The organism is Agrobacterium tumefaciens str. B6 (assembly GCF_001541315.1).
Classification (GTDB): domain Bacteria; phylum Pseudomonadota; class Alphaproteobacteria; order Rhizobiales; family Rhizobiaceae; genus Agrobacterium; species Agrobacterium radiobacter.
In genome coordinates, this window is the sequence record NZ_LMVK01000001.1 from 340,087 (window position 1) to 364,715 (window position 24,629).

The 24,629-nt window shown below is 59.5% G+C and carries 22 protein-coding genes and 1 tRNA gene; 17 read left to right on the forward strand and 6 right to left on the reverse strand.

From position 1 onward, the window contains the following. Positions 1–46: 46 nt before the first annotated feature. From ASB65_RS01675 to ASB65_RS01700, 6 genes are all read left to right on the forward strand, one after another. Positions 47–1,096, forward strand: a complete 1,050-nt coding sequence (locus ASB65_RS01675) for an ABC transporter ATP-binding protein (protein ID WP_060722851.1) — start codon at positions 47–49, stop codon at positions 1,094–1,096. Positions 1,097–1,251: 155 nt separating this feature from the next. Next, positions 1,252–2,268: an extracellular solute-binding protein gene (locus ASB65_RS01680; protein ID WP_020810558.1), complete on the forward strand. Its 1,017-nt coding sequence runs from the start codon at positions 1,252–1,254 to the stop codon at positions 2,266–2,268. A gap of 73 nt (positions 2,269–2,341) precedes the next feature. Continuing rightward, positions 2,342–4,018 (forward strand): ABC transporter permease, encoded by a 1,677-nt coding sequence (locus ASB65_RS01685; protein ID WP_060722852.1) that lies wholly within the window; start codon positions 2,342–2,344, stop codon positions 4,016–4,018. Positions 4,019–4,197: 179 nt separating this feature from the next. Beyond that, a complete protein-coding gene (locus ASB65_RS01690; RefSeq protein WP_081088391.1) occupies positions 4,198–6,387 on the forward strand; it encodes a TonB-dependent siderophore receptor in 2,190 nt (729 codons plus the stop codon). A 107-nt stretch (positions 6,388–6,494) separates the two neighbouring features. Continuing rightward, a complete protein-coding gene (locus ASB65_RS01695; protein WP_060722854.1) occupies positions 6,495–7,376 on the forward strand; it encodes a helix-turn-helix transcriptional regulator in 882 nt (293 codons plus the stop codon). 129 nt (positions 7,377–7,505) lie between these two features. Beyond that, positions 7,506–7,898 (forward strand): PRC-barrel domain-containing protein, encoded by a 393-nt coding sequence (locus tag ASB65_RS01700; RefSeq protein ID WP_003503587.1) that lies wholly within the window; start codon positions 7,506–7,508, stop codon positions 7,896–7,898. 94 nt (positions 7,899–7,992) lie between these two features. Here the strand turns inward: ASB65_RS01700 and ASB65_RS01705 are convergent, their stop codons facing one another. Continuing rightward, positions 7,993–8,235, reverse strand: coding sequence for a DUF982 domain-containing protein (locus ASB65_RS01705; protein ID WP_003503584.1), 243 nt, complete (start codon positions 8,233–8,235; stop codon positions 7,993–7,995). A gap of 317 nt (positions 8,236–8,552) precedes the next feature. Beyond that, positions 8,553–8,711: a YqaE/Pmp3 family membrane protein gene (locus tag ASB65_RS26950; protein ID WP_003503579.1), complete on the reverse strand. Its 159-nt coding sequence runs from the start codon at positions 8,709–8,711 to the stop codon at positions 8,553–8,555. Positions 8,712–9,034: 323 nt separating this feature from the next. On the opposite strand from ASB65_RS26950, the gene ASB65_RS01710 reads away from it, so the two are divergent. Beyond that, positions 9,035–9,223, forward strand: coding sequence for a hypothetical protein (locus tag ASB65_RS01710; RefSeq protein WP_060722855.1), 189 nt, complete (start codon positions 9,035–9,037; stop codon positions 9,221–9,223). Positions 9,224–9,332: 109 nt separating this feature from the next. Here ASB65_RS01710 and ASB65_RS01715 read toward each other — a convergent pair. Continuing rightward, a tRNA-Thr gene (locus tag ASB65_RS01715) sits at positions 9,333–9,408 on the reverse strand. Between the two features lie 136 nt (positions 9,409–9,544). Next, entirely contained in the window at positions 9,545–10,507 is a 963-nt protein-coding gene (locus tag ASB65_RS01720; protein ID WP_060722856.1) for an NAD(P)H-dependent flavin oxidoreductase, read from the reverse strand. Positions 10,508–10,762: 255 nt separating this feature from the next. Here ASB65_RS01720 and ASB65_RS01725 point away from each other — a divergent pair, with 255 nt between their 5' ends. After that, a complete protein-coding gene (locus ASB65_RS01725; protein WP_060722857.1) occupies positions 10,763–11,908 on the forward strand; it encodes a hypothetical protein in 1,146 nt (381 codons plus the stop codon). Between the two features lie 52 nt (positions 11,909–11,960). Here ASB65_RS01725 and ppk2 read toward each other — a convergent pair whose 3' ends face one another. Further along, on the reverse strand, positions 11,961–12,842 hold the full coding sequence (gene ppk2, locus ASB65_RS01730) for a polyphosphate kinase 2 (protein ID WP_060722858.1): 882 nt from the start codon (positions 12,840–12,842) through the stop codon (positions 11,961–11,963). A gap of 242 nt (positions 12,843–13,084) precedes the next feature. On the opposite strand from ppk2, the gene phoR reads away from it, so the two are divergent. The 7 genes from phoR to phoB all read left to right on the forward strand — a co-directional run bounded on the left by phoR (position 13,085) and on the right by phoB (position 21,008). Continuing rightward, positions 13,085–14,347, forward strand: coding sequence for a phosphate regulon sensor histidine kinase PhoR (gene phoR / locus ASB65_RS01735; RefSeq protein WP_050816415.1), 1,263 nt, complete (start codon positions 13,085–13,087; stop codon positions 14,345–14,347). 195 nt (positions 14,348–14,542) lie between these two features. Continuing rightward, positions 14,543–15,577, forward strand: a complete 1,035-nt coding sequence (locus ASB65_RS01740; RefSeq protein ID WP_060722859.1) for a substrate-binding domain-containing protein — start codon at positions 14,543–14,545, stop codon at positions 15,575–15,577. Between the two features lie 261 nt (positions 15,578–15,838). Then, positions 15,839–17,323: a phosphate ABC transporter permease subunit PstC gene (gene pstC / locus ASB65_RS01745; protein WP_060722860.1), complete on the forward strand. Its 1,485-nt coding sequence runs from the start codon at positions 15,839–15,841 to the stop codon at positions 17,321–17,323. Further along, on the forward strand, positions 17,320–18,642 hold the full coding sequence (pstA, locus tag ASB65_RS01750; protein WP_003503558.1) for a phosphate ABC transporter permease PstA: 1,323 nt from the start codon (positions 17,320–17,322) through the stop codon (positions 18,640–18,642). The genes pstC and pstA overlap by 4 nt, the downstream gene beginning before the upstream one ends. A gap of 14 nt (positions 18,643–18,656) precedes the next feature. After that, positions 18,657–19,472 (forward strand): phosphate ABC transporter ATP-binding protein PstB, encoded by an 816-nt coding sequence (gene pstB, locus ASB65_RS01755; protein ID WP_003503557.1) that lies wholly within the window; start codon positions 18,657–18,659, stop codon positions 19,470–19,472. Positions 19,473–19,568: 96 nt separating this feature from the next. Next, positions 19,569–20,294, forward strand: coding sequence for a phosphate signaling complex protein PhoU (gene phoU / locus ASB65_RS01760; protein WP_003503555.1), 726 nt, complete (start codon positions 19,569–19,571; stop codon positions 20,292–20,294). Positions 20,295–20,324: 30 nt separating this feature from the next. Next, positions 20,325–21,008, forward strand: a complete 684-nt coding sequence (gene phoB, locus ASB65_RS01765) for a phosphate regulon transcriptional regulator PhoB (protein WP_003493692.1) — start codon at positions 20,325–20,327, stop codon at positions 21,006–21,008. Positions 21,009–21,323: 315 nt separating this feature from the next. On the opposite strand, the gene ASB65_RS01770 is transcribed toward phoB, so the two are convergent. After that, positions 21,324–21,857 carry a GcrA family cell cycle regulator gene (locus ASB65_RS01770; RefSeq protein ID WP_003503553.1) on the reverse strand — a complete coding sequence of 178 codons (534 nt, stop codon included), beginning with the start codon at positions 21,855–21,857 and terminating at the stop codon, positions 21,324–21,326. A gap of 431 nt (positions 21,858–22,288) precedes the next feature. Here ASB65_RS01770 and ASB65_RS01775 point away from each other — a divergent pair, with 431 nt between their 5' ends. Beyond that, entirely contained in the window at positions 22,289–23,488 is a 1,200-nt protein-coding gene (locus ASB65_RS01775) for an aspartate aminotransferase family protein (RefSeq protein WP_003503552.1), read from the forward strand. A gap of 56 nt (positions 23,489–23,544) precedes the next feature. After that, entirely contained in the window at positions 23,545–24,462 is a 918-nt protein-coding gene (gene argF / locus ASB65_RS01780; RefSeq protein WP_003503550.1) for an ornithine carbamoyltransferase, read from the forward strand. Positions 24,463–24,629 lie beyond the last annotated feature (167 nt).

The window sequence follows — 24,629 nt, forward strand, 5'->3', positions numbered from 1 at the left end:
TGATTTGAGCGATCAACATAATTCGCAAAGCAGGGCAGGATTGGAAATGGCAGGCAGGGCAGCGCTTGAACTGAAATCGGTTGGGAAAAGATTCGGCGATACGGACGTGCTGTCCGATATCGATCTTTCCGTCGAACGTGGCGAAATCATTTGTCTGGTGGGGCGCTCCGGCTGTGGAAAATCGACCCTGCTGCGCATTGTGGCGGGCGTGGAGACGCCGGATCATGGCAGCGTTTCCCTGAACGGCGCTGTCGTTGCCGGCCCCGCTGTTTTCGTGGAGCCGGAAAAGCGCAATATCGGTTTTGTCTTTCAGGATTACGCGCTGTTTCCGCATCTCACCGTCGAGCAGAATGTCATGTTCGGTCTTCGCACTTTGCCGAAGGTAGAAGCCCGCCGCCGCGCTGCCGAGATGATCGAACATGTTCACCTGCAGGCGCTGGCAAAACGTTATCCGCATACGCTTTCGGGCGGTGAGCAGCAGCGCGTGGCGCTTGCCCGCGCGCTTGCACCACAGCCCGGCCTGCTGTTGATGGACGAGCCCTTTTCCAATCTGGACAGGGGATTGCGCGACAGCGTGCGCGAGGAAACGCTCGGCCTCCTGCGGCAACGGGGCACGACGGCGATCATGGTCACCCATGATCCGGAGGAGGCGCTTTCCGCAGGTGACCGTGTGGTTCTGATGCAGCGCGGACGTATCGTGCAGAGCGGCACGGGTTACGAAATCCACGACAATCCCAAAACCCGCTATGCCGCCGATTTTTTCTGTGCCTTCAACAAGATCGAGGGCCGGGTGAGAGAGGGTCGCGTCGAAACGCCGCTCGGGCTGTTGGGTGACGCCTCCGATCTGCCCGATGGTCTCGCCGCCGTCGCTTATGTTCGCCCCAATGCGATTTCGATCATCGAGGACGGCGCCGCGAAAGAGGGGATTGCCGGCGAAATATCGAGCCGCGTTTTTCTCGGCGAGATCGAGCAGCTTGGCATAGCCGTGCCCGGACTGCCTTCCGACCTGCGGGTCAGGACGATGCAGCGCACACCCGCCCGGACCACGGCGGTGCGCTTCGGTATAGACCCCAAAGGGGTTCTCATCTTTACCTGAGGTTGAATGAATGGACTGGCGCTTTTATTCCCTGTCTATTTTCAACTCTTGGTGATCGCAGCGGCTCAAAAAACCAGGAAATAAAACTTGATTTGGGCCGTCATGTATGATGTCTGCTCCCCCTATATTGCCGCTATCGGAGAGGGAGACAAAACATGACGAAATTTACGAGATTTACCCTGCTTGCCAGCACGGTTGCCTTTGCGGCCGGAACGGCCAGCGCTGCTGAACTCAACATCTACACTACCCGCGAACCGGGCCTGATCCAGCCCCTGCTGGAATCCTTCACCGCTTCGAGCGGCGTCAAGGTCAACACCGTGTTCCTGAAGGACGGTCTTGCGGAGCGCGTTCTGAGCGAAGGCGCAAGCTCGCCGGCCGACGTTCTGATGACCGTGGATGCCGGCAACCTCGTTGATCTCGCTGAAAAGGGCGTCACCCAGGCGGTTGAATCCGAAACCCTGACGAAGGCTATTCCCGCCGAGCTTCGCGACGCCAAGGGCCATTGGTTCGCGCTTTCCATGCGCGCCCGCGTTCTCTACGCGGCGAAGGATGTCGATCTCGCCTCCTTCAACTATGAAGATCTGGCGGATGCGAAGTGGAAGGGCAAGGTTTGCATTCGCGCCGGCCAGCATCCCTATAACACGGCGCTGTTTGCCGATTACATCGCCCATTACGGCGCTGCGGACACCGAGAAGTGGCTTGCCGGCGTCAAGGAAAACCTGGCCCGCAAGGCAGGCGGCGGCGACCGCGACGTTGCCAAGGACATCCTCGGTGGCATTTGCGACATCGGCATCGCCAACTCCTATTATGTCGGCCTGATGCGCTCGGGCAAGGGCGGCGAGGAGCAGGTGAAGTGGGGCGACGCCATCAAGGTGGTTCTGCCGACCTTCAAGAACGGCGGCACGCAGGTCAATATCAGCGGCGCGGCTGTGGCCAAGAATGCTCCGAACAAGGCGGAAGCCGTCAAGCTGCTGGAATATCTCGTTTCGGACGAAGCCCAGAAGATCTATGCTGAAGCCAACTACGAATATCCGGTCAAGCAGGGTGCTGCTCTCAACGAGATCATCGCTTCCTTCGGCACGCTGAAGATCGATAACAAGCCGCTGACGGAAATCGTCTCGCATCGCAAGCAGGCGAGCGAGCTGGTCGACAAGGTCGGTTTCGACAAGTAAAGGCCAATCAGCGATAACATGGTGGAAGGCGTTCGCATCTGCGGGCGCCTTTCCGCGTATTTTCCAAAAGCACATGAATCCAGACGCCATCCAGCCATTGACACCTCGTGCCCGAGCCAGGTTTTCATCCACCTTCTGGTGGCTGTGTCTCTCCGTGCTGGCGGTCTGTGGCGCCATGGTGCCGGTTCTGGCGCTCGTCTCACAGGCTTTGCAGGGGTCTGAAGGCCTTTGGGCGCATCTTGGCTCGACCGTGCTCTGGACGGCGCTTCCGGATACGGCGATCCTTCTCGCTGGTGTCGGGCTGCTGGCCGGTGTCATTGGAACCTATGCCGCCTGGCTGGTCACCGCCTATGATTTTCCCGGCCGCAGATTATTGGAATGGGCACTGCTGCTGCCGCTGGCCATGCCCACCTATATCGTTGCCTATGCCTATCTCGATATCCTGCATCCCATCGGGCCGGTGCAGGGTGCGATCCGCTGGCTGCTCGGTTATTCAAGCCCACGAGAATTCCGCCTGCCGGACATAAGGTCGATGACGGGCTGCATCGTTCTCCTCGGCTTCGTGCTGTTTCCCTATGTCTATATTCCCGTGCGCGCCATGTTCCTGACGCAAGCGGGCAACCTGCTGGAAGCGGCCCGCACGCTCGGCGTTTCAAGACGCGCGGCTTTTTTCAAGGTCGCGGTGCCGCTGGCGCGCCCGGCGATCGCGGTCGGTATCAGCCTAGCCTTGATGGAAGCGCTGAATGATATCGGCGCATCGGAATTCCTCGGCGTCCGCACCCTCACCGTTTCCGTCTACACCACATGGGTCACGAAATCCGACCTTCCGGGTGCGGCACAGATCGCGCTCTCCATGCTGTTCATCGTTGTCGCCCTTGTGGCGCTCGAGCGCTGGGCGCGGCGCAAGCAACGTTACGCGGTTTCTGCACAGAAAAGCAGGGAACTGGAACCGCTGCGGCTCACCGGCCTGAAGGGCTGGGTCGCCTTCGTGCTCGGCAGTCTGCCGGTCCTGATCGGCTTCGTAGCACCCGCGAGCTATCTCGTCATTGAGGCTTGGAAGCGCTTCCGCTTCAGCGGCCTGTCGGCCCGTTTCGCCGATGAGGCTCTTAACACCATCCTCTTTGCCGGGCTGGCGACGGTGATCACGCTTATCCTGGGCCTTGCCGTTGCTTACGCCATGCGCGTTGCACCGGGACGTCTCGCGCTCTGGTCCTATCGTCTTTCGACAGTGGGTTATGCTGCCCCCGGCACGGTCATCGCCATCGGGGTACTGATTGCACTCGGCGGTTTCGACCGGTTTGTCGACCAGACCATGCGTGACTGGTTCGGCATCTCCACCGGCCTGATCTTCATCGGCAGCGGCGCGGCCCTCATCTATGCCTATTCGGCGCGTTTCCTCACCATTGCCGCGGGCGGCGTCGATGCCGGCCTCAGCCGCATCCCGCAATCCTTCGATCACGCCGCGCGTACGCTCGGGCGATCCGCGACGCAGACATTCCGCCAGATTCATCTGCCGCTTTCCAAGGCGTCGCTTGCGGCTGCGGCACTGCTGATCTTTGTCGATTGCGTCAAGGAGCTTCCCGCCACGCTTCTCCTGCGGCCGCTCAACTTCGAAACCTTCGCAACTCATCTTTATGGCGAAGCGGCGCGCGGCACCTATGAAGAGGCGTCTATCACAGCCCTGGCAATTGTCGTCATCGGCATGCTTCCCGTGGTGCTGCTTGCGAGGATCGGCCGGCGTAAGGGCTGACATCGAAGCTTAGCCCGATAAATGACGGGCGCAAAACTGTGCGAGAAGCCAATAAGCTTCAAATCCGCCCCGAAAACGACAAGCATCCCCACTTAATCATGATGTAAACACTCATCTTAATTGAGGTGCTGCGGCCTGTCGGATAGGGACATCGACCGCGATCTGTTTCGGGGCATATCTTGAAAAATTTGCATGGGATGTTTTTGAGCCGTCTGGCTTTGGGCACGGCCGCCATTGTTTTGCTGGCGCCAGCGATGGGCCACGCGCAGGACACGACCGTTCTGCAGCAGATTACCGTTGAAGGGCAGGGCGCGGGAAACGCGACTGGCCCGGTCCGCGGTTATGTCGCGAAGAAAAGCGCCACCGGTTCGAAAACCGAGACGGAAACCAAGGATATTCCGCAATCCGTATCGGTCGTCGGCCGCCAGGAAATGAACGACCGCGGCGCGGTGACGAAAATCGATGAAGTGCTGCGTTACACCCCCGGTGTGACGGCGGAACCCTTCGGCACGGACCCGGACACGGACTGGATTTATATTCGCGGTTTTCAGGCAACCCAGACCGGCGTGTTCCTCGATGGGCTGAACCTGTTCAGCTACGGTTTCGGCGGTTTCCAGATGGATGCCTACGGTCTGGAGCGCGTGGAGGTCCTGAAAGGCCCCGCCTCGGTGCTTTACGGCGGCGCCAATCCCGGCGGCATTGTGCAGATGGTCCGCAAGCGCACGCAGGATGAGTCGGTGCGGGAAACGGAAATCGGCATCAATAATTTCGGCAATGCCTTCTTCGGCTTCGATCTCGGCGACAAGGTCGATGAGCAAGGCGTGTGGAAATACCGCGTCACCGGCAAGGTCTCCGGCGGCGACAATTACACCGACTATTCCGAGGATTTGCGCGGCTTCATCATGCCGCAGATCACCTTCGAGCCGGATGCGCAGACAAGCGCTACGCTCTACGGCTATTTCTCGGCGCTCGATCAGGTCCATATCGGCAACGGCTTCCTGCCCTATGTCGGCACGGTCGTGGACGCGCCCTTCGGCAAGCTCGATCGCAAGGCCTTTTATGGTGAGCCGGATATCGATAATGGCCGTGTCTACCAGTCGATGGTGGGTTACGAAGTCAGCCATGAATTCGACAATGGCTGGAAGATCAGCCAGAACGCCCGTTACGGCCACCTCTACAAGCACGAGACCGGACCCTATGCGGGCGGCTGGGCCAATGCGGACGCTAATGGCCAGCCGATCCTCGATGCCACCACCAACGACTATATGCTGACCCGCTTCGGTTATGACGGCGTGTCGAAGGTCGACAGCTTCGGCGTGGATAACCGTGTTGAAGGCGAGTTCGATACCGGCGCGGTCAACCATTCGCTGCTCTTTGGCCTCGACTATAAATATTACCGGCTGGATCAGGTGCAGGCCTGCTGCGGATCGAATTCGATCGGCGCGCTCAACCCGGTCTATGGCTCGACGCAGGGAACGAATTTCGTTTATGCCGACAATATCGTGACCCAGCAGCAGATCGGCATCTACGCCCAGGATCAGCTGCGTTTCGGCGATGGCTGGCTGGTCACGCTGAACGGCCGTTACGATTATGTCGATACGGAACTGAACAACAGGCTGCCTGCCGGCCTGTCCCGCCGCTCCAATGACGATGCGTTAAGCGGCCGCGCCGGTCTCGCCTATGAATTCGACAATGGCCTGACGCCCTATGTCTCGGCTGCCACCTTCTTCAATCCCCTCATCGATACGCTTGCCGACGGCCCCCCCGCCGTACCGGAGGAGGGACACCAGTTCGAGGCGGGTATCAAATATGAGCCGACCTTCTTTGACGGCAGCATCACCGCCTCCGTCTTCAAGCTGGTCAAGGACAATGCCATCGTGTCCTATACGGCGGGCGGCGTGACCACGAGCGGCCAGTTCGGGCAGGTGGAATCCACCGGCCTCGAGCTGGAGGCCAAGGCCAATCTCAGTGATAACTGGAAGACCATCGCGTCCTATTCCTATACCGATCTCGATATCACCAAGGATGCCAATCCCAACCTGATCGGCAAATCACCATGGATCGTGCCCGCCCACACCGCCTCGCTGTGGCTGGATTACGCCTTCACCAATGATGCGCTGGAAGGCCTAAGCCTTGGCGGCGGCGTGCGGTATCAGGGCAAATCCTGGGCGGATGCGGCCAATACGCTGCGCGTGCCGGATGCCGCCGTCTTCGACGCCGCAATCCGTTATGAGAAGAACGACTGGACCGCATCGATCAACGTCGCCAATGTCTTCGACAAGGAATATGTGAAGAGCTGCGCCGGGGTCTCCGTCTGCGGCTGGGGCGATAGCCGCACCATCACTTTCAAGCTTTCCAAGAAGTGGTGATGGGCGGCCAAAGGCCGTAGTTGCGGGAAAATTGGTTTGCCACTATAAACATGAATAGATTTATCATGTTATAGTGGCGCCATGGCGCCCTGCGGGATCGAGAGGCCATGGCTTTCCGCGTGCGGATGGAAAATGAGATCGAGGGTTTTGCCGTCATTGGCGGCCCGCGCTCGAGGGTGTGGAACGGCATCGTCGCCGATCTCTGGGACGTGCGCTGCGCCCCGAAGGCGGGTGGCCGTTATGTCGGCAAGGACCCGCGTTTCGTTTTCCTGCTCGATATGGATGGGACGGATGACGGCCGCTTCATGATGAACCGCTGCCGCCGCGATAATTACGGGTCGTCAAAGGCGAACCGGATTTCCTTCGTTCCCGCCGATCTGGATGTTCATGCGGAACTGAGCAATGTCTCCTTCGTGCGCCACCTCGATCTGCATTTCGATGCGGGATTGCTGGGTGCCCGGCTGGTACAGGGCTTCGATCCGCACGGGCTGCTCGATCCGCATCTGATGTTCGAGGATGAGCGCCTGCTGGCGCTGGCGCGACTGATTGCTGCCGAATGCGATAATCCCGATCCGCTGCACGACCTCTATGGCGAAAGCCTCGTGCTGGCGCTGCTCACGGATTTCCTGAAAGTGAAGCGGGAACCGGTCAAGAAACGCAGCAAGCTCGCCGCCTGGCAATTAAGGGCGGCGACGGACTATATCCGCGAACATTGCCTGCGGTCGATCCGGCTGGAGGAGCTGGCGGAACTCACCAACCTCTCGCAATCCCATTTCAGCCATGCCTTCAAGGCCTCTACCGGCGTGCCCCCACACCAGTGGCAGATGCAGGCGCGCATTGATCGCGTCAAGGAATTGATGATGCGGACCGACATGGCGTTGACCGACATCGCCATCGCTGCCGGTTTTTCGGACCAGGCGCATTTCTCCCGCGTCTTTCGCAAGATGGTCGGTGTTTCCCCCTCCGTCTGGCAGAAGATCCGTCAGTAGGCACGGATTTCGTTCCATTTTCCTCCAAAAAAATTCCCGCCGAGGCGTCTGAAACGCGGCGGAACGAATTGTCCGTCGCGGGGTTTACCAGACGTGACATCAAAGAGGAAAAACAAGGAGGAAAGGCACATGATGCATCAGGAACCCCGCGCCGGACAGGACCCCTATGTCAAGGATACGCCGAGCCTGATCGCCAGCGACAAGGTGGAAGGCACCCGCGTTTATGGTGCTGATGGCAAGCATATCGGCTCGATCCAGCGCATCATTCTGGAAAAACGCGGCGGCCGCGTCGCCTATGCGGTATTGAGCTTCGGTGGCTTTCTCGGAATCGGCGACGACTATTACCCACTGCCCTGGGAAAAGCTGCATTATGACGAAGAACTCGACGGCTACCGTATCGATCTTACCAAGGAAGAGATCGAAAACGCGCCGCACTTTGCCAATCTGGATGATAATGACCTGCTGAACGCCAGGGACCGCAAGGTCTACGACTATTACGGCGTCGCTCCGTACTGGATGTAAAATCTGCTAAAAGGCGCTTCCGGCTGTTCTATCTCCGGAAGTGTCTCACATAAAGGAACGGCTCCTTTTCAGGAGCCGTTTTTCGTTTGGCGCGTCAATGCGTGTTGTTCTGCATCTCGGAAACCGCATCGGTAAAGCACTTGCGTGCCTCTTCGGGCGATTTGCGCCCGTCAAGAGCGGCGCGGCAGGCGCTTCTCGCTCTTACGAAGCTCAACCCCCCGATTTTGGGCCAGCCTTCGGTCAACAATGTCAGTGCTTCGAAGGGGCCGGCGATGACACTCTTGCCATTCGCCTCAAGATTGACCTCTACAGGTTCTGTCCATCTCTCGTTCTTCATCGTGCACCTCCCAGAGCAACGCGATCCCGAAATACACCCGACAGCGAAGCAACCCATGAACGCAGTCGTGTGTCACTGCTGCTTAGGATATGCGCAAGCGATCGAATTGACAACGGGGATCAGCGGAAGCCGAAAAACGACAGGATCGCCAGAACGATGACGACGAGGCCGACGATGTAGATGATCTGGTTCATGATTTTCTCCTTGGCTGGTGTCATCACCATAACGTGAGGGAGAAGACGAGGTTCCAGCGGCCAATGAGAATTTAATCACGTACTAAAATGTTGCGAACATCTCATCGTCGATAAAAGGCTATGTCACCTGCGCAGGATTACCCAGATGGCGTGAATGATGCCGGGAACATAGCCGCAGAGTGTCAGGAGAATGTTGATCCAGAAATGCAGGCCGAGCCCGACCTGAAGAAAAACGCCGACGGGCGGAAGGATGATGGCGATCAGGATACGGATGACGTCCACGGTGGGTGCTTTCAAGTTAACCAAGACTAGACAATCAACGTAAGTGGAGCCCGGTTGGTTTCAACGTCCTATTGATGACGAATACCTTCCTTCATCTGGCAACCGGAAGCCGCCAATTCTGAGGGATCCACTCCCGTGTGATGCATTAGGCGAGCGGGCTCAGCACCATTCAGCCCTCGTTCAGGCCTGCCGCATCACTCTTGCTCACGGAACCGAGGACACAGACAGACGTTGAGGTCCGTCATTGGGAGATGAGATCATGAAGATTCTAACCGCAGCAATCTGCCTCCTATCGGTCGGCATCCTGAGCGGATGCGTTGACGATGGTGGTTACCGCACAGGCGGATATTACTCGTCCGGCGTCTATTATCGATCTTATGATCGAGACAGATATTACCGGGATTACGACCGCCGGAACTGGCGACAACACAGAGAGTGGCGGGATCGCAGGGATTGGCGCGGTGACTATCGTCACCGCCCGCGCCCACCGTCTTACGGTCAATATGGTGTGATTGTTCGTTAACGGCGGCGTTCTTATCGCGCCGGTCTGCATGGCCGGCCATGTGATTCGGGTGATTCCCGACAGCGCGCGTCTATTTAGATAATAGTCTGGGAGAAAAATGGTGCCGCTTACGTGACTCGAACACGTGACCCCGTCATTACGAATGACGTGCTCTACCAACTGAGCTAAAGCGGCCCGATTGTGACCCGTTTGTTGCGGATCAGCTTCATGGCGGGCTGATACAGGCAATGCTGACGGATTTCAAGCCTTGAATGTACCGGTTTTGAAATTTCCGCAAAAAGCTTTGCCTGTCCGTTGTTTGGCGGTGGCGTCAGCCTTTCCCGCAGATGCGGTTTTTGGCCGTTTCATATTCATTTGCCAGACGATCGACGAGTGCTGCCACGGGTTCCACCGTTTTCACGGCGCCGATGCCTTGCCCAGCGCCCCAGATGTCCTTCCAGGCCTTTGCGCCACCGGTGGCGGTTTCAAAGTCCATCTTCGAGGGGTCGGCTTCGGGCAGATTGTCGGGGTCCATGCCGGAGGCGACGATCGAGCTTTTCAGGTAGTTTCCGTGCACGCCCGTGAAATAGTTCGAATAAACGATATCCTTGGCCTGGGCTTCCACAATCGCCTGCTTGTAACCTTCGGAAGCGCGCGCTTCCTGAGTGGCGATGAAGGGGGTGCCGATATAGGCCATGTCAGCACCCATGGCCGGCGCGGCGGGAATGGAGCCGCCATTGGCGATGGCGCCGGCCAACAGCAGCGGGCCGTCGAACCACTCGCGGATTTCCTGAACGAGGGCGAAGGGCGAAAGTGTGCCCGCATGTCCGCCGGCACCCGCCGCGACCGCAATCAGCCCATCCGCACCCTTGCGGATGGCAGAGCGGGCATGGCGGTCGTTGATGACGTCATGTAGCACGATGCCGCCATAGGAATGCACGGCTGCATTGACCTCTGGCACCGCGCCAAGCGAAGAAATCACCACCGGCACTTTGTATTTCACGCAAAGGCCGAGATCGTGTTCCAGCCGCCGGTTGGACATGTGCACGATCTGGTTGACCGCGAAGGGTGCGGCCGGGCGCTCGGGATTGGCACGGTTGTGCGCGTCGAGTTCCTCGGTGATCATCGCCAGCCACTCGTCGAGCTGGCTTTCGGGTCGCGCGTTGAGCGCCGGGAAAGCGCCGATGACGCCGGCCTTGCATTGCGCCAGCGTCAGTTGCGGATGTGAAATAATGAATAGCGGTGATGCTATGACCGGAAGACGCAGATTGTCTTTCAGCACGGACGGTAGCATGTCTCCTCCCACGAATTACGTTTACGCGCACGTAAGTCAATATCGCGTTCGGGAGCAGATTGAAAGCGAAAACAGCGTGGCACTTGCATCTCGAATCTGCGTTCGTAGCGCCACAATGGATCGATTTTCCTGAAAGCAATCCGGTCTTTATCATAAACGAAGCTTGCGGAGGGGCGGTATAGCCGTTACCGAATCGTGAACCCATGGCGCAGCGCCGCATATTTTTTGCAAAGCGTAATAGAACAAGGATCGGTCGTGAGCGGACTGGAAACGGCAATTAGAAATGCTCTGGAAAAATCGGACAGATCGAACGCCGAAGTTCGTGCACGGATTTACCAATCGTCCCGTCAGGCACTGGAAGCAGGGCTGCGCAAGCAGGGCATAGACGATCCACAGGTCGTCGCCCAGCAGCGGCAGCGGCTTGAAGGCCTGATCCACCAGATCGAGAATGAAGAGCGCAACAGTCTTCTGGACAGGGTGGAGCAGCAATTGCGCCCGCCAGCAGCGGAAAGTCCGGCACAGGATGATCACGCGGTCGATCCCGTTTCGCAGACGCCTCACCACGGCGATTTGGGTGTTGAGCCGGAACTGCGTGGTGAAACGCGCGATGTGCGACCGGGTGCTGCCGTCGCTCCGGCGCCGCTGAATGCGGGCCAGCGCAATGGAAAGCCGCCGAAGAGAGGCTCCCGCACCAGCGATTCCTCGCTTGCCTTCCGTCCGGAAGGCGCGGTTGGCCGCCGCAAGCGCCGGGGGCTTTTCGCCCGCCTTTTTATCTACGTGACGCTTCTGGCCTTTATCGGTTTTGGCGCCTGGTGGGTTTATTCTTCCGGCCTCCTGCTGTCGCCGGAACAACGTGATACCAGCGTACCCAATCCGCCGGCGCAGGTGCAGTCGGAGGACTTCAACGGGACGGAGCCTGCGCCGAGCCTTTCGGCCGGTCGCGGTTTTTCCGACGACTGGGTTGAGGTCTTCAATGCCGAGCGTGGCAGTTCCGGCGTTTCGGCCGGCCAGCGCGCCAATGTCGAAAACATCGCCACACCCGCCGGCAAGGCTATAAAGATAACCTCGAGAAGTGTGGCGCAGGATGGCGCCGTCAGTGTCGAGGTTCCGGTGGAGGTGATGCGGGATATGGCGGGCAAGTCCTCGACCATATCGATCACGCTGCAATCCTCCAGCGACCGGCAGACCCAGGTTTCCGTGGCCTGCGATTTCGCAACCCTTGGCGATTGCTCCCGCCACCGCTTCACCGCCACGGCCGAGCGCGCGGACATGCTGCTGAACACGACATTCGAACGATCTCTCGCCCCCAATGCGCCGGGGAAGATCTTCATCAACAGCGATATCGACGGCAGCGGCCGCCCGGTTAATCTTTATTCCGTGCGCATTCTGCCGGGCCAGTAACGGAAAAACGACAGGCGCCTCGAGTGGCGGCGCCTGTCATCGCCTGCCGGCCTCACTTGAGAAAAGCCGGGCCTGATCCCAATATCTTGTCGTCGATTTCGCCGATCGCCTTCTCGTCCTTGCCCTCATAGTCGAGCGCAAGAAGAATGTGGCGGATGAGGTTCACCCGCGCGCGGCGCTTGTCGTTGGCGCGCACCACTGTCCAGGGGGCGGCATCGGTGTGGGTCTTTTCCAGCATCTCGTCGCGCTTTTGCGTGTAGTCGTCCCATTTCGTCAGCGCGGCTATGTCCATATCCGAAAGCTTCCAGCACTTCAGCGGGCTGTGGCGGCGATCATGGAAGCGCTCGATCTGCGTTTCGCGACCGATGTCGAGCCAGAATTTGAAAAGATTGATGTCTTCATGGGCCAGCATCTTTTCCAGACGCGGCGTTTCCTTGAGGAAGAGCTTGTGTTCTTCCGGCGTGCAGAAACCCATGACCGGCTCGACCCCGGCGCGGTTATACCATGAGCGGTCGAAGAGAACGAATTCGCCGGCGGTCGGAAAATGCGAGATATAGCGCTGGAAATACCATTGGCCGCGCTCGGTTTCCGTGGGTTTGGTCAGCGCCACCACGCGGGCATAGCGGGGGTTGAGATAGGCCCGGGCCGCGAAGATCGCGCCACCCTTGCCCGCCGCATCGCGGCCTTCGAAAACCGCCATGACCCTTTTGCCGGTCGCCTGCAGCCAGAACTGAACCTTGACCAGTTCCACCTGCAGCGCCTCGAGAGCGGTGTCGTAGTCCTCCCGCTTCATCTTCTTGTCGTAGGGAAAATTGCCGGCGGAAAGTTTCTTTTCCTCAACCCATTCAGGAAGAACCGGATTGTCGATGTCGAAGCTGCGCAGTTTGCCGCCAATGGTGATCTCGACCGTCCGCTTCTTCGTTTCTTCGCCCATGGGTTCCTCCAGATGTTGTTGTGTAAAGGCAACTCACCGCCAATGAGTTCACATCCATTGCCAGAATTCAAGTGAAACAGGACCGGTTGACGGGGATGCGGCGGCGGGAGCGATTGCCGCGTCGATTTTGCGCATATACGTTGTGGAAAATGCGCGATGATGAATCTCTGTCATGAAGCTGGCCTATGAGATTTCGATGCGCTGTCAGATGAGAATGGAAAGAGCAGGCTGAAATGGCAGTCATGAAAGGCGATGGTGGATTAAGGCTTTTGGGAAGGAAGCTCGGCCGGAACTGGTTGCCCGTTCTCATCGTCAGCATGCTCGCCATCGTGGCCGTTGCGGAACTCCATACACCCTATATGCCCGCCGCCCTTTGGCTTTGCGCCGTCATTGCCATTCTGGCCGTTGCGGAGGGCCCGGCGGCCGCCTCCGCAAAGGACGGAGTTGCGGCGGCGGAGACGGATGAGCCGGAAGTGCCCGGCGAAAACGTCATTTCGGGCGTAAGGGCGGGCCTCGCGGTTCTGGATACCCCCGTTTTCATTCTCGACAAGAACGCCAGCGTGCTGTTTCAGAACGGTGCGGCCGAACGCGCCTTCGGCCAGCTGCTTGCCGGTGCACATATTTCCGCCCGGCTGCGCTCTCCCGGCCTGCTGGATGTCATTCGCGAAACCATCACCACCGGCCAACCCAACCAGGTCGAACATTCGGAGCGCTTTCCTTCCGAACGGGTCTTTATCGTCCGCATCGCCCGTGCGGATGTAGGAGAGGGGGCCAGTCCGCCGTTCTACATCCTGTCGTTCCGCGACGTTTCGGAGCTGCGTCGCATCGACCGCATGCGTAGCGACTTCGTCGCCAATGCGAGCCATGAATTGCGCACCCCGCTCGCCTCGCTCCGCGGTTTCATCGAAACCATGCAGGGGCCGGCGCGCAACGACCCGAAGGCACAAGAGCGTTTCCTTGCCATCATGCTGGATCAGGCAACCCGCATGAGCAGGCTGGTGGACGATCTCATGTCCCTTTCGCGGCTGGAACTGCGCGCAAACATCGCGCCCGACCAGAAAGTCAATCTCGTTCCCGTCATCGGCCATGTGCGCGATACGCTGCTGCCCCTTGCCGACGAGCTTGATGTAACCATCACGCTGCACCTGCCGGACCGGCCGGCGGAAGTGCAGGGGGATCGCGACGAACTGGTGCAGGTATTCCAGAACCTAGTTGAAAATGCTTGCAAATATGGTCAGGAAGGCAAGGTCGTGGATGTCTGGCTGCGCGCCGAACCCGGCAAGCCGGTGGAGGTGAGTGTCATCGACAAGGGGCCGGGCATTCCCGCCGAACATGTGCCGCGCCTGACGGAGCGTTTTTATCGTGTCAGCGTCGCCGACAGCCGCTCGAAAAAGGGCACGGGCCTCGGGCTTGCCATCGTCAAGCACATCCTCACCCGCCACCGCGCCCGCCTCATCATTAAATCGGAATTGGGCAGCGGCACGGACTTCACCGTGAGATTCTGACATAAAATATGCATCTGCTTTTAACGTCGTGAATATTTATAAATTAAATCAGTAATTTAGACTGTCACAAATCTTTCGTCAAAGTGACATAAAAGGATGTGGCTACGGTGGTTAAGAAAAGGTCGCCGAGCGCAAGCTAAGAGCGAGTGTCGCTATCGGCTGCGTCCACAACAAAGCCCACGACGGGAGAGACAAATGAACATCGTTAAATTTTCCGCAGCAGCTCTGGTGGCTTCTGTCGCCTTCGCTGGCGCCGCCGCTGCTCGCGACCAGATCCAGGTTGCCGGTTCCTCCACGGTTCTGCCCTACGCCAAGATCGTTGCCGAGACTTTTGCCGAAACCTTCCCGAACTTCAAGGCTCCGGTTGTTGAGTCCGGCGGCACGGGCGGTGGTCTGAAGGCATTCTGCTCGGGCGTGGGCGAAGGCACCATCGACATTGCAAACGCTTCGCGCAAGATCAAGAGCGACGAACTGGCTGCCTGTAAGGCTGCTGGCGTCACCGACGTTCAGGAAGTGAAGATCGGTTACGACGGTATCGTCTTTGCGATGGACTCTTCCAACAAGGACATCAAGCTCGAGCCGAAGGATCTTTACCTCGCGCTCGCTGCTGAAGTCGTCAAGGACGGCAAGCTCGTTGCCAACCCCTACAAGAAGTGGTCGGAAATCAACAAGGAACTGCCTGACGTAGCGATCGCCGCTTACATCCCGGGTTCCAAGCACGGCACGCGCGAAGTCTTCGAAGAGAAGATCATGGCTGACGGCTGCAAGGAAGCCAAGGCGACCGACGTCATCAAGACGCTCATCACCGACGCCAAGCAGGCTGCTGCAAAGTGCGTTGCAGTCCGTAAGGACGGCGCAGCTGTCGACATCGACGGCGACTACACCGAAACGCTCGCTCGTATCGATGCCAACAAGACCGGCCTTGGCGTTTTCGGCCTGGCTTTCTATGAAAACAACGCTGACCGTCTGAAGGTCGCGACCGTTTCGGGCGTCGTTCCGTCCACCGAAACCGTTGCCAGCGGCAAGTACCCGGTTTCCCGCCCGCTGTTCTTCTACGTGAAGAAGGCTCACCTGGGCGTTATCCCGGGCCTTAAGGAATATGTCGAGTTCTTCGTTTCCGACGAGATGATCGGCCCGGATTCCCCGCTCGCCAACTACGGCCTGGTTGCCGCCCCGGACGCAGAGCGCGAAGAAATCCGCTCGAAGTTCTCGGCCGGTTCCACGATGTAATAGAAAGAGGGGTGCGGCTCTGCCGTGCCCCTCATTCCACTTCGCTGAGGCCGTTATCCGCGGTTGACAGTTCCTACTCATCGCCATCCACATGATTGTCGATGGATTACAGATGGATAGGATGTATCAACCTTGACGCTTGCCAGACGATGATACAGTCAGGCGGCAGGCATCATGGGATGGTCCAGCGGTCTCGTTTTGATGACTTTTTGATTTGCCCGATATCGCACCGTGCTCTTGAGGCACGCCGAGGGAACTCTAATGAACACATCGATCCTTTTGCTGATACTGGCGCTCATCGGCATCGGCAGCTATCTGCTCGGCAGCCGCCGCGCCGTTGCCCTGTCTGGTGGTCGCCCCTCCAGCATGCATTCCCGTGTCGGTTATCACGGCTCTTACGCGGTCGTCTGGGCTGTTTTGCCCGCGGCGTTCATTCTCTGTGCCTGGCTCGTTATCAGCCCCCTGTTCGTCACATCGGCGGTGCGCGGTAATTTCCCCGAGGACGTGCGGGCGCAATCCGAAGCGCAGCAGAGCCTGACCTATGGTATGGTGACCTCCATCGCCCGCGGTCTTCAGCGGCTGACGCCGGAAGAAACCGCTCAGGTTGAGGCCGATACGGCTGCGGTCCGGCCTCTTCTGGCATCGAAGGGTGTGGCGATCGCCGGTGATCCCGAGCGCTTCATGGTTGATGCCGCCCAGACGCTCAACGGCATGACCTCCACCAGCCGCATCGCGATGATTGCCGTCGTGCTGCTAGCCGCGCTCGGCGGGGGCGCCTATGCGCTGCGTGCGATCGCGCCGCGCTTCCGGGCGCGCAACCAGGTCGAGAAGGTCATTCTTGCGGCCCTGCTCGTCGCCTCGTCCATCGCTATCCTCACGACCATCGGTATCGTCCTGTCGATGCTGACGGAGGCGATCCAGTTCTTCACCATGGTCCCGGCGCACCAGTTCTTCTTCGGAACGGTATGGGATCCGCGTTTTGCGGCAGCCGGTGCGACCGACTCCTCCGGCCAGTTCGGCCTGATCCCGCTGCTCGCAGGTACGCTTTACATCGGCTTCGTCGCCATGCTGGTCGCGGTTCCCGTGGGTCTGTTTTCGGCGATATACATGTCCGAATATGCCTCGCCGCGTCTGCGCTCCGTGGCAAAGCCGCTGCTCGAAGTGCTCGCCGGCATCCCCACCATCGTCTACGGCTTCTTCGCGCTGACGACGGTTGGTCCTTTCCTCAGAGACATTTCCACGCAGATCAATGGTCTCGCGACGGGTAATTACGCCAACTTCATCCAGGCGCAGAGCGTCATCACCGCCGGCTTCGTCATGGGCATCATGCTGATCCCCTATGTCTCGTCGCTGTCGGACGATATCATCACCGCCGTGCCACGCTCGCTGCGTGACGGTTCCCTCGGTCTCGGCGCCACGCGGTCCGAAACCATCAAGAGGGTCATCGTTCCCGCCGCTCTTCCCGGCATCGTCGGCGCTGTGCTGATGACGGCATCGCGCGCCATCGGCGAAACCATGATCGTGGTTCTCGCGGCCGGCGTTGCGGCCCGCCTGCAGCTCAATCCATTCGAGCCCATGACCACCGTGACGGTCAAGATCGTCAGCCAGCTGACCGGCGACCTTGAATTCACCTCGCCGCAGACGCTGGTCGCCTTTGCGCTCGGCATCACGCTTTTCGCCATCACGCTTTGCCTGAATATCTACGCGCTTTACATCGTGCGCAAATACCGGGAGCAATATGAATGACCGACATCGTCTCTCCCGCAGCCGGCGCGAACGCCGCGAACAGGGCCACGCGCCGTGATATCGGCATCAAGCGCCGTTATGCCGCCGAACGCCGCTTCCGTGCTTACGGCATGGCAGCGATTTCCTTCGGCCTCATCTTTCTCTTCTTGCTGCTCTTCTCGGTGGTTTCCAAGGGTTACACCGCCTTCCAGCAGACGATGATCACCGTTCCGGTCGAGTTTTCCGAACAGATCATCGATCCGAAAAATGAGCGCGCCACCAATCCGGCGAAGCTGATGACGGCCAATTATCCCGTTGTTGCCCGTGACGCGGTCGCCAAGGTCCTTGGTGTTGCGCCGACGGACCGCGCCGGTCTTCGTGCCGTCAACCTCTTGATCTCCGACAGCGTGCGCACGCAGCTTCGCGACATCGTCGTCGCCGATCCCGCCGTCATCGGCACCACGCGCACGGTCACGCTCCTGGCCTCGGGCGACGTCGACAGCGCCTTCAAGGGCCAGGTCGATATGACCGCCGATGAAGCCAATCGGCGTATCTCGAACCAGCAGCTCGGCTGGATGAACCAGCTCGCCGAAAGCGGCCAGCTCGGCAAACATTTCAACACCGGCATTTTCGTCAACGGCGCTTCGAGCCGTCCGGAAGCGGCGGGTGTCGGCGTGGCGCTGATCGGTTCCTTCTACATGATGCTGATCGTGCTGGTGCTGTCATTGCCGATCGGCGTCGCGGCCTCGATCTATCTCGAGGAATTCGCCCCGAAGAACCGTCTGACGGATCTTATCGAGGTGAATATCAACAATCTCGCGGCTGTTCCTTCGATCGTTTACGGTCTGCTCGGCCTCTCCGTCTTCATCAACTTCATGGGCTTTCCGCGCTCGGCTTCGCTGGTCGGCGGTCTCGTCCTGACGCTGATGACCCTGCCGACGATTATCATCGCGACCCGCGCTGCCCTGAAAGCCGTGCCGCCGTCTATCCGCGCCGCAGCCCTCGGCCTCGGCGCTTCCAAGATGCAGACGATCTTCCACCATGTGCTGCCGCTCGCCATGCCCGGCATTCTGACCGGCACCATCATCGGTCTCGCCCACGCGCTGGGCGAAACGGCGCCGCTGCTCCTGATCGGCATGGTGGCATTCGTTGCGAATTACCCGACGACGCCGATGGATCCGTCCACGGCCCTGCCGGTGCAGATTTACATGTGGGCGAACGAAGCCGAGCGCGCCTTTGTCGAAAGGACATCCGGCGCTATCATCATCCTGCTTTTGTTCCTCATCGTCATGAATGTTGGCGCAATCCTGTTGCGTCGCCGCTTCGAGCGGCGCTGGTAGAGGGAGATTGAGCAATGAACATGTTGTCGGAAGCAGCAGTTGAAAAGGCGCTGGACAAGAAAATGAATGAAGTCTCATACAAGATGATCGGCAAGGACGTTTCGGTTTATTACGGCGAAAAGCGCGCGCTTTACGACGTGAACCTCAACGTTCGGGAAAATACGGTGACCGCGCTTATCGGCCCGTCCGGCTGCGGTAAATCCACCTTCCTGCGCACCCTGAACCGTATGAACGACACGATCGACGGTTGCCGGGTCACCGGCAAGATCACGCTCGATACCGACGATATCTACGATCAGGCGATCGACGTTGTGGAATTGCGCGCCCGCGTCGGCATGGTGTTCCAGAAGCCGAACCCCTTCCCGAAGTCGATCTACGAGAACATCGCCTATGGCCCGCGTATCCACGGCCTTGCCCGCAACAAGGCGGATATGGACCAGATCGTCGAGCACAGCCTGCAGAAGGCGGGTCTCTGGAACGAAGTGAAGGATCGCCTGCTGGAGTCCGGCACCGGCCTTTCCGGCGGTCAGCAGCAGCGCCTGTGCATCGCGCGCGCGGTTGCCGTCAGCCCGGAAGTGATCCTGATGGACGAGCCCTGCTCGGCGCTGGACCCGATCGCGACCGCCAAGGTCGAGGAATTGATCCACGAGCTGCGTACCAATTACACGATCGTCATCGTTACGCACTCCATGCAGCAGGCGGCGCGTGTTTCCCAGCGCACGGCCATGTTCCACCTTGGTCATCTTGTCGAAGAAAACGAAACCGACAAGATGTTCACCAATCCGGACGACCAGCGCACGCAGGACTACATCATGGGCCGCTTCGGCTGATCCCGGCCGGCGCTTTATCGAAACCGAACAAGACTGGTGCCTCTGCCGTGCCCGCTTCCGGGTACGCGCATGCAGGCCAAGCCGGAGGACTAGACCATGACACAGACAACGACCCATTCGCATATCCTGTCGGCCTATGACGACGAACTGAAATTCCTGACGCGCCGCATCGCCGAAATGGGCGGTCTCGCGGAACAGATGTGTGCCGATGCCGTGCGTGCGCTCGTCAATTCCGACGCCGCGCTCGCTCAGAAGGTCATTTCCGATGACGCGATCCTCGATCATTCCGAGCGCGAGATCGGCGACAAGGCCATCGTCACCATCGCCAGACGCCAGCCGATGGCGGCCGACCTTCGCGAGATCATCGGCACGCTGCGTATCGCCGGCGACCTTGAACGCGTTGGCGACCTTGGCAAGAACACTGCCAAGCGTGTGATCGCGGTTGCCGGAACCGGTGTGCCGCGCAAGCTCGCCCGCGGCATAGAGCACCTGTCGGAGCTTGCGCTGGTGCAGCTCAAGGAAGTCCTCGACGTCTATTCCACGCGTTCCGCCGAGAAGGCCAATGCCATCCGCGAGCGCGACGAGGAAATCGACGCCATGTATACGTCGCTCTTCCGTGAGCTTCTGACCTACATGATGGAAGATCCGCGCAACATCACCACCTGCACGCATCTTCTGTTCTGCGCCAAGAACATCGAGCGTATCGGCGACCACGCCACCAATATCGCCGAGACGATCTATTACATGACCACCGGCAGCCAGCCGGAAGGTGAGCGTCCGAAGGACGACAGTTCCAACACGCTCGGTTCGGTGACCGAGTAACAGACGAGCAGCGGCTTGCGGAGTTAGCATATGGTGCCCAAGATTGCAGTTGTGGAAGACGAGGAAGCGCTGAGCGTCCTCCTTCGTTACAATCTCGAGGCTGAGGGATATGACGTCGACACGATACCCCGTGGAGACGAAGCAGAAATCAGGCTGCAGGAACGTATTCCGGACCTTCTTATCCTGGATTGGATGCTTCCCGGCGTTTCCGGTATCGAACTGTGCCGTCGGCTCAGAATGCGGCCGGAAACAGAACGCCTGCCCATCATCATGCTGACGGCGCGCGGCGAAGAAAGCGAACGGGTTCGCGGCCTTGCCACCGGCGCCGACGACTATGTCGTCAAGCCGTTTTCGACACCGGAACTCATGGCCCGGGTCAAGGCCATGCTGCGCCGGGCCCGTCCCGAGGTTCTCTCCTCGGTGCTGAAGTGCGGTGATATCGAGCTGGATCGCGAGACCCATCGCGTTCACCGCAAGAGCCGCGAAGTGCGCCTCGGCCCGACGGAGTTCCGCCTGCTGGAATTCCTGATGACCTCTCCAGGCCGGGTTTTCTCCCGCTCGCAATTGCTGGATGGCGTGTGGGGTCACGATATCTATGTGGATGAGCGCACCGTCGACGTGCATGTCGGGCGCCTGCGCAAAGCGCTCAATTTTTCGCATATGCAGGATGTCATCCGTACCGTGCGCGGCGCCGGATATTCGATGGAAGCCTGAGCAAGACTCGACCGACGAGTTAGACTCGGGGCAACATCCCGCCAAAAACCGAAAGGCCCGAAACCGGAATGGTGTCGGGCCTTTCGGTTTTTGGACGTCCCCAACCACGACGGCTTCATCCTTCTTGATGGGATGACGGACAATTGGCTGAAATCCCGCCCGCTCAATCGGGATTGTGGGTCGGGTTCGACAGCGATGGAGGATAGGGTTCGGCGCTTCGCCCGTGAGTTGACCCCCGGAACCGCCTGAATTTTGTCATAAAAAAACGGGCCCGAAGGCCCGTAGTTTTTGAGTGTCGAATGCGTGCCGCAACACTCAAGCCTTGCGGCGCTCGCTTACCGGCTGATAGGCGAGTTTCGCATGGAACTTGCAATAGGGCGAAGATTCCAGCGCTTCACAACCGCAGAAATGGAAATCATCCTTCAGCGGATCGCCGACCGGCCACTTGCAGGTGCGCTCCGTCAGTTCCGTCAGCGTCAGGCGACGGGAAATCGGCGAGACCACGTTTTTGGAAGGAACGTAATCGAGAACCTGTGCGGTCTCGATGTCGATCTCCTCATTCAGCGCGGTTGCCGCGTTCGAACGGGTGAGAATCCGCGCCGGCGCTGCATTGACGCGGCCTGCAAAGGTTGTCGCGCGTGGGGCAGGTGCAGCGGTGCGCTTGGGCGCAGAGCGCGCCGAAGTGACCGGACCGCCAGCCTTGACGCGTCCCGGCAGATTGAGGCGATGGACCTTGCCGATCACGGCATTACGGCTGACGCCGCCGAGCTGCGCTGCAATCTGGCTGGCGCTAAGGCCCTCGGACCATAATTTCTTGAGTTTCTCGACTCGTTCGTCTGTCCAGTTCATGCCGCTTCTCCGCTCGTCGCGTATAATGTCGGCAGAATCCTTCTCCGTCTCGCGGGCGTGCCGCGAGCGTGGTTTCTGCCGGATTTTTGGTGACTAGTTCCGCCGCAATGCAGTCTAGTAATTAGCGATTAACCTAGTGCCACGCAGACTCCGTGGCAAGAGTCGCGGGATTCATCTCGAATCGATTTTCCGGTTTTCCCCAACTTGCTGGCGAGTTGAGTCTGAAAGGCAACACCTTGGGCCTCGCAGGCCGCCACCTACTAGGGCTTGAGAAGCCCGGGAAATACGGACTTTTGTTGACATCGGCAGGCGAAGTGACAATAGTGCCCCTGCCGCCGCGAGGCGGCATTTTTGATTTTCAGGCGAGGGATAACCCTCAGAGCCTATTGACAACCGTCTGACAGCGCATCCGCGCAAGGAGTGATACAGCCATGGCCGAAGCCGCCGCGCCATTGTTCGATACGTTTGCAAGAGCCCCCCTGCGCTTCGAGCGAGGCGAGGGCGTCTGGCTGTTCACGGAGAGCGGCGAACGATATCTGGATTTTGCGGCCGGCGTAGCGGTCAATTCGCTGGGCCACGCCCATCCGCACCTCGTGGAAGCGATCAAGACCCAGGCCGAGAAGGTCTGGCACGTCTCGAACCTTTATGAAGTGCCGGGCCAGGAAAAGCTCGCCAAGCGCCTGACGGAAGCGACCTTCGCAGACAAGGTCTTCTTCACCAATTCCGGTGCGGAAGCGCTGGAATGCGCGATCAAGACCGCGCGCCGTTATCATTATTCCAAGGGGCATCCGGAAAAGTTCCGGATCATCACCTTCGAAGGCGCCTTTCATGGGCGTACGCTGGCGACGATCGCCGCCGGCGGCCAGCAGAAATATCTCGAAGGTTTCGGTCCCAAGGTCGAAGGTTTCGACCAGGTGCCCTTCGGTGACGTTGATGCGCTGAAAGCCGCCATCACGGCCGAGACGGCTGCACTTCTGATCGAGCCCATTCAGGGCGAGGGCGGCATCCGTGCGCCCAGCAAGGAATTCCTGCAGCTGCTGCGGTCGCTCTGCGATGAGCATGGCATGCTGCTGATTTTCGATGAGGTCCAGACCGGCGTCGGCCGCACGGGCAAGCTGTTTGCCTATGAGCAGACGGGTGTCGCGCCCGATATCATGGCGGTGGCCAAGGGTATCGGCGGCGGTTTCCCGCTCGGCGCATGCCTTGCGACGGCGGATGCCGCTTCCGGCATGACGGCGGGCGTGCACGGCACCACCTATGGCGGCAACCCGCTGGCCATGGCTGTGGGCAATGCCGTGCTCGATGTCGTCCTCTCCGAGGGCTTTCTGGAGAAGGTCCGTGATGTCGCGCTGGTCTTCCGCCAGGGCCTTGCTTCGCTGAAGGATCGTTATCCTGATGTCATCGAGGAAATTCGCGGCGAAGGCCTGCTTCTCGGCATCAAGGCGAAGGTCCCGTCGGGCGAACTGCTGCAGGCCATGCGCGGCGAGCATCTGCTCGGCGTGCCCGCGGGCGACAACGTCATCCGTCTCCTGCCGCCGCTCGTTACCACGGCGGAAGAAGCCCGTGAGGGGCTGGCACGCGTGGAAGCGGCCGCCGCTTCCCTGACAGCGAAACAGGCAAAAATCGCCTGAGGAAACAATAAAGGGCGGGCCTCTTCCCGGAGGCTCGCGAGCATGGGACGTTTGAAATGGCTTCACCTAAACATTTTCTTGACCTGTCGGCCGTCAGCTCGCAGGACCTGCGGGCAATTCTCGACGATGCCCGCGCGCGCAAGGCCGCAACCAAGGCCGGAACGGCGGAAAAGCCGCTTGCCGGCAAGATGCTGGCAATGATCTTCGAAAAGCCCTCCACCCGCACCCGCGTCTCCTTTGATGTCGGCATGCGCCAGCTTGGTGGCGAGACGCTTTTCCTCTCCGGTACTGAAATGCAGCTCGGTCGTGCCGAAACGATCGGCGATACGGCCAAGGTGCTGTCGCGTTATGTCGACGCCATCATGATCCGCACGACGGATCATTCGCGCCTGCTGGAGCTTGCCGAGCACGCAACCGTGCCAGTTATAAACGCCCTGACTGACGACACGCATCCCTGCCAGATCATGGCTGACATCATGACCTTCGAGGAACATCGCGGCCCGGTCAAAGGCAAGACCATTGCCTGGACGGGTGACGGCAACAACGTCCTGCATTCCTTCGTGGAAGGCTCGGCCCGCTTCGGTTACCGCATGACAATGGCGGTGCCGATGGGTTCCGAACCCCATGACAAGTTCCTGAACTGGGCCCGCAACAATGGCGGCGAAATCATGTTGTGCCACGATGCCGACAAGGCCGTGGCCGGGGCCGATTGCGTCGTCACCGATACCTGGGTTTCCATGAACCAGGAACACAAGGCGCGCGGCCACAACATCTTCCAGCCCTATCAAGTCAACGAAGCCCTGATGGCCAAGGCGGAAAAAGACGCGCTGTTCATGCATTGCCTGCCGGCCCATCGCGGTGAAGAAGTGACGGATGCCGTGATCGACGGTCCGCAATCGGTGGTCTTCGACGAGGCGGAAAACCGCCTCCACGCGCAGAAGTCCATCATTGCCTGGTGCATGGGCGCCATCTGAGCAATCCCCCGGCCTGACACGCCTCACGCCGGGTGCTTGAACTTGCCCGCATAGATTACCATCTGTGGGACTTCGAAGAGGCTCGTCGGTTTTGCTGGCGGGCCATCATCACGATTTGCACGTTTTTCCCGGAAGCGGTTTCTCTTCCCGGGTCTCTGTGCGACAAG

Excerpts from the sequence above, each read along its gene's own strand:
- ASB65_RS01675 (WP_060722851.1), top strand. The coding sequence starts at position 47 with ATGGCAGGCAGGGCAGCGCTTGAACTGAAATCGGTTGGGAAAAGATTC.
- ASB65_RS01680 (WP_020810558.1), top strand. The coding sequence starts at position 1,252 with ATGACGAAATTTACGAGATTTACCCTGCTTGCCAGCACGGTTGCCTTT.
- ASB65_RS01685 (WP_060722852.1), top strand. The coding sequence starts at position 2,342 with ATGAATCCAGACGCCATCCAGCCATTGACACCTCGTGCCCGAGCCAGG.
- ASB65_RS01695 (WP_060722854.1), top strand. The coding sequence starts at position 6,495 with ATGGCTTTCCGCGTGCGGATGGAAAATGAGATCGAGGGTTTTGCCGTC.
- ASB65_RS01700 (WP_003503587.1), top strand. The coding sequence starts at position 7,506 with ATGATGCATCAGGAACCCCGCGCCGGACAGGACCCCTATGTCAAGGAT.
- ASB65_RS01705 (WP_003503584.1), bottom strand. The coding sequence starts at position 8,235 with ATGAAGAACGAGAGATGGACAGAACCTGTAGAGGTCAATCTTGAGGCG.
- ASB65_RS01710 (WP_060722855.1), top strand. The coding sequence starts at position 9,035 with ATGGTGGTTACCGCACAGGCGGATATTACTCGTCCGGCGTCTATTATC.
- ASB65_RS01720 (WP_060722856.1), bottom strand. The coding sequence starts at position 10,507 with ATGCTACCGTCCGTGCTGAAAGACAATCTGCGTCTTCCGGTCATAGCA.
- ppk2 (WP_060722858.1), bottom strand. The coding sequence starts at position 12,842 with ATGGGCGAAGAAACGAAGAAGCGGACGGTCGAGATCACCATTGGCGGC.
- phoR (WP_050816415.1), top strand. The coding sequence starts at position 13,085 with ATGAAAGGCGATGGTGGATTAAGGCTTTTGGGAAGGAAGCTCGGCCGG.
- ASB65_RS01740 (WP_060722859.1), top strand. The coding sequence starts at position 14,543 with ATGAACATCGTTAAATTTTCCGCAGCAGCTCTGGTGGCTTCTGTCGCC.
- pstC (WP_060722860.1), top strand. The coding sequence starts at position 15,839 with ATGAACACATCGATCCTTTTGCTGATACTGGCGCTCATCGGCATCGGC.
- pstA (WP_003503558.1), top strand. The coding sequence starts at position 17,320 with ATGACCGACATCGTCTCTCCCGCAGCCGGCGCGAACGCCGCGAACAGG.
- pstB (WP_003503557.1), top strand. The coding sequence starts at position 18,657 with ATGAACATGTTGTCGGAAGCAGCAGTTGAAAAGGCGCTGGACAAGAAA.
- phoU (WP_003503555.1), top strand. The coding sequence starts at position 19,569 with ATGACACAGACAACGACCCATTCGCATATCCTGTCGGCCTATGACGAC.
- phoB (WP_003493692.1), top strand. The coding sequence starts at position 20,325 with ATGGTGCCCAAGATTGCAGTTGTGGAAGACGAGGAAGCGCTGAGCGTC.
- ASB65_RS01770 (WP_003503553.1), bottom strand. The coding sequence starts at position 21,857 with ATGAACTGGACAGACGAACGAGTCGAGAAACTCAAGAAATTATGGTCC.
- ASB65_RS01775 (WP_003503552.1), top strand. The coding sequence starts at position 22,289 with ATGGCCGAAGCCGCCGCGCCATTGTTCGATACGTTTGCAAGAGCCCCC.
- argF (WP_003503550.1), top strand. The coding sequence starts at position 23,545 with ATGGCTTCACCTAAACATTTTCTTGACCTGTCGGCCGTCAGCTCGCAG.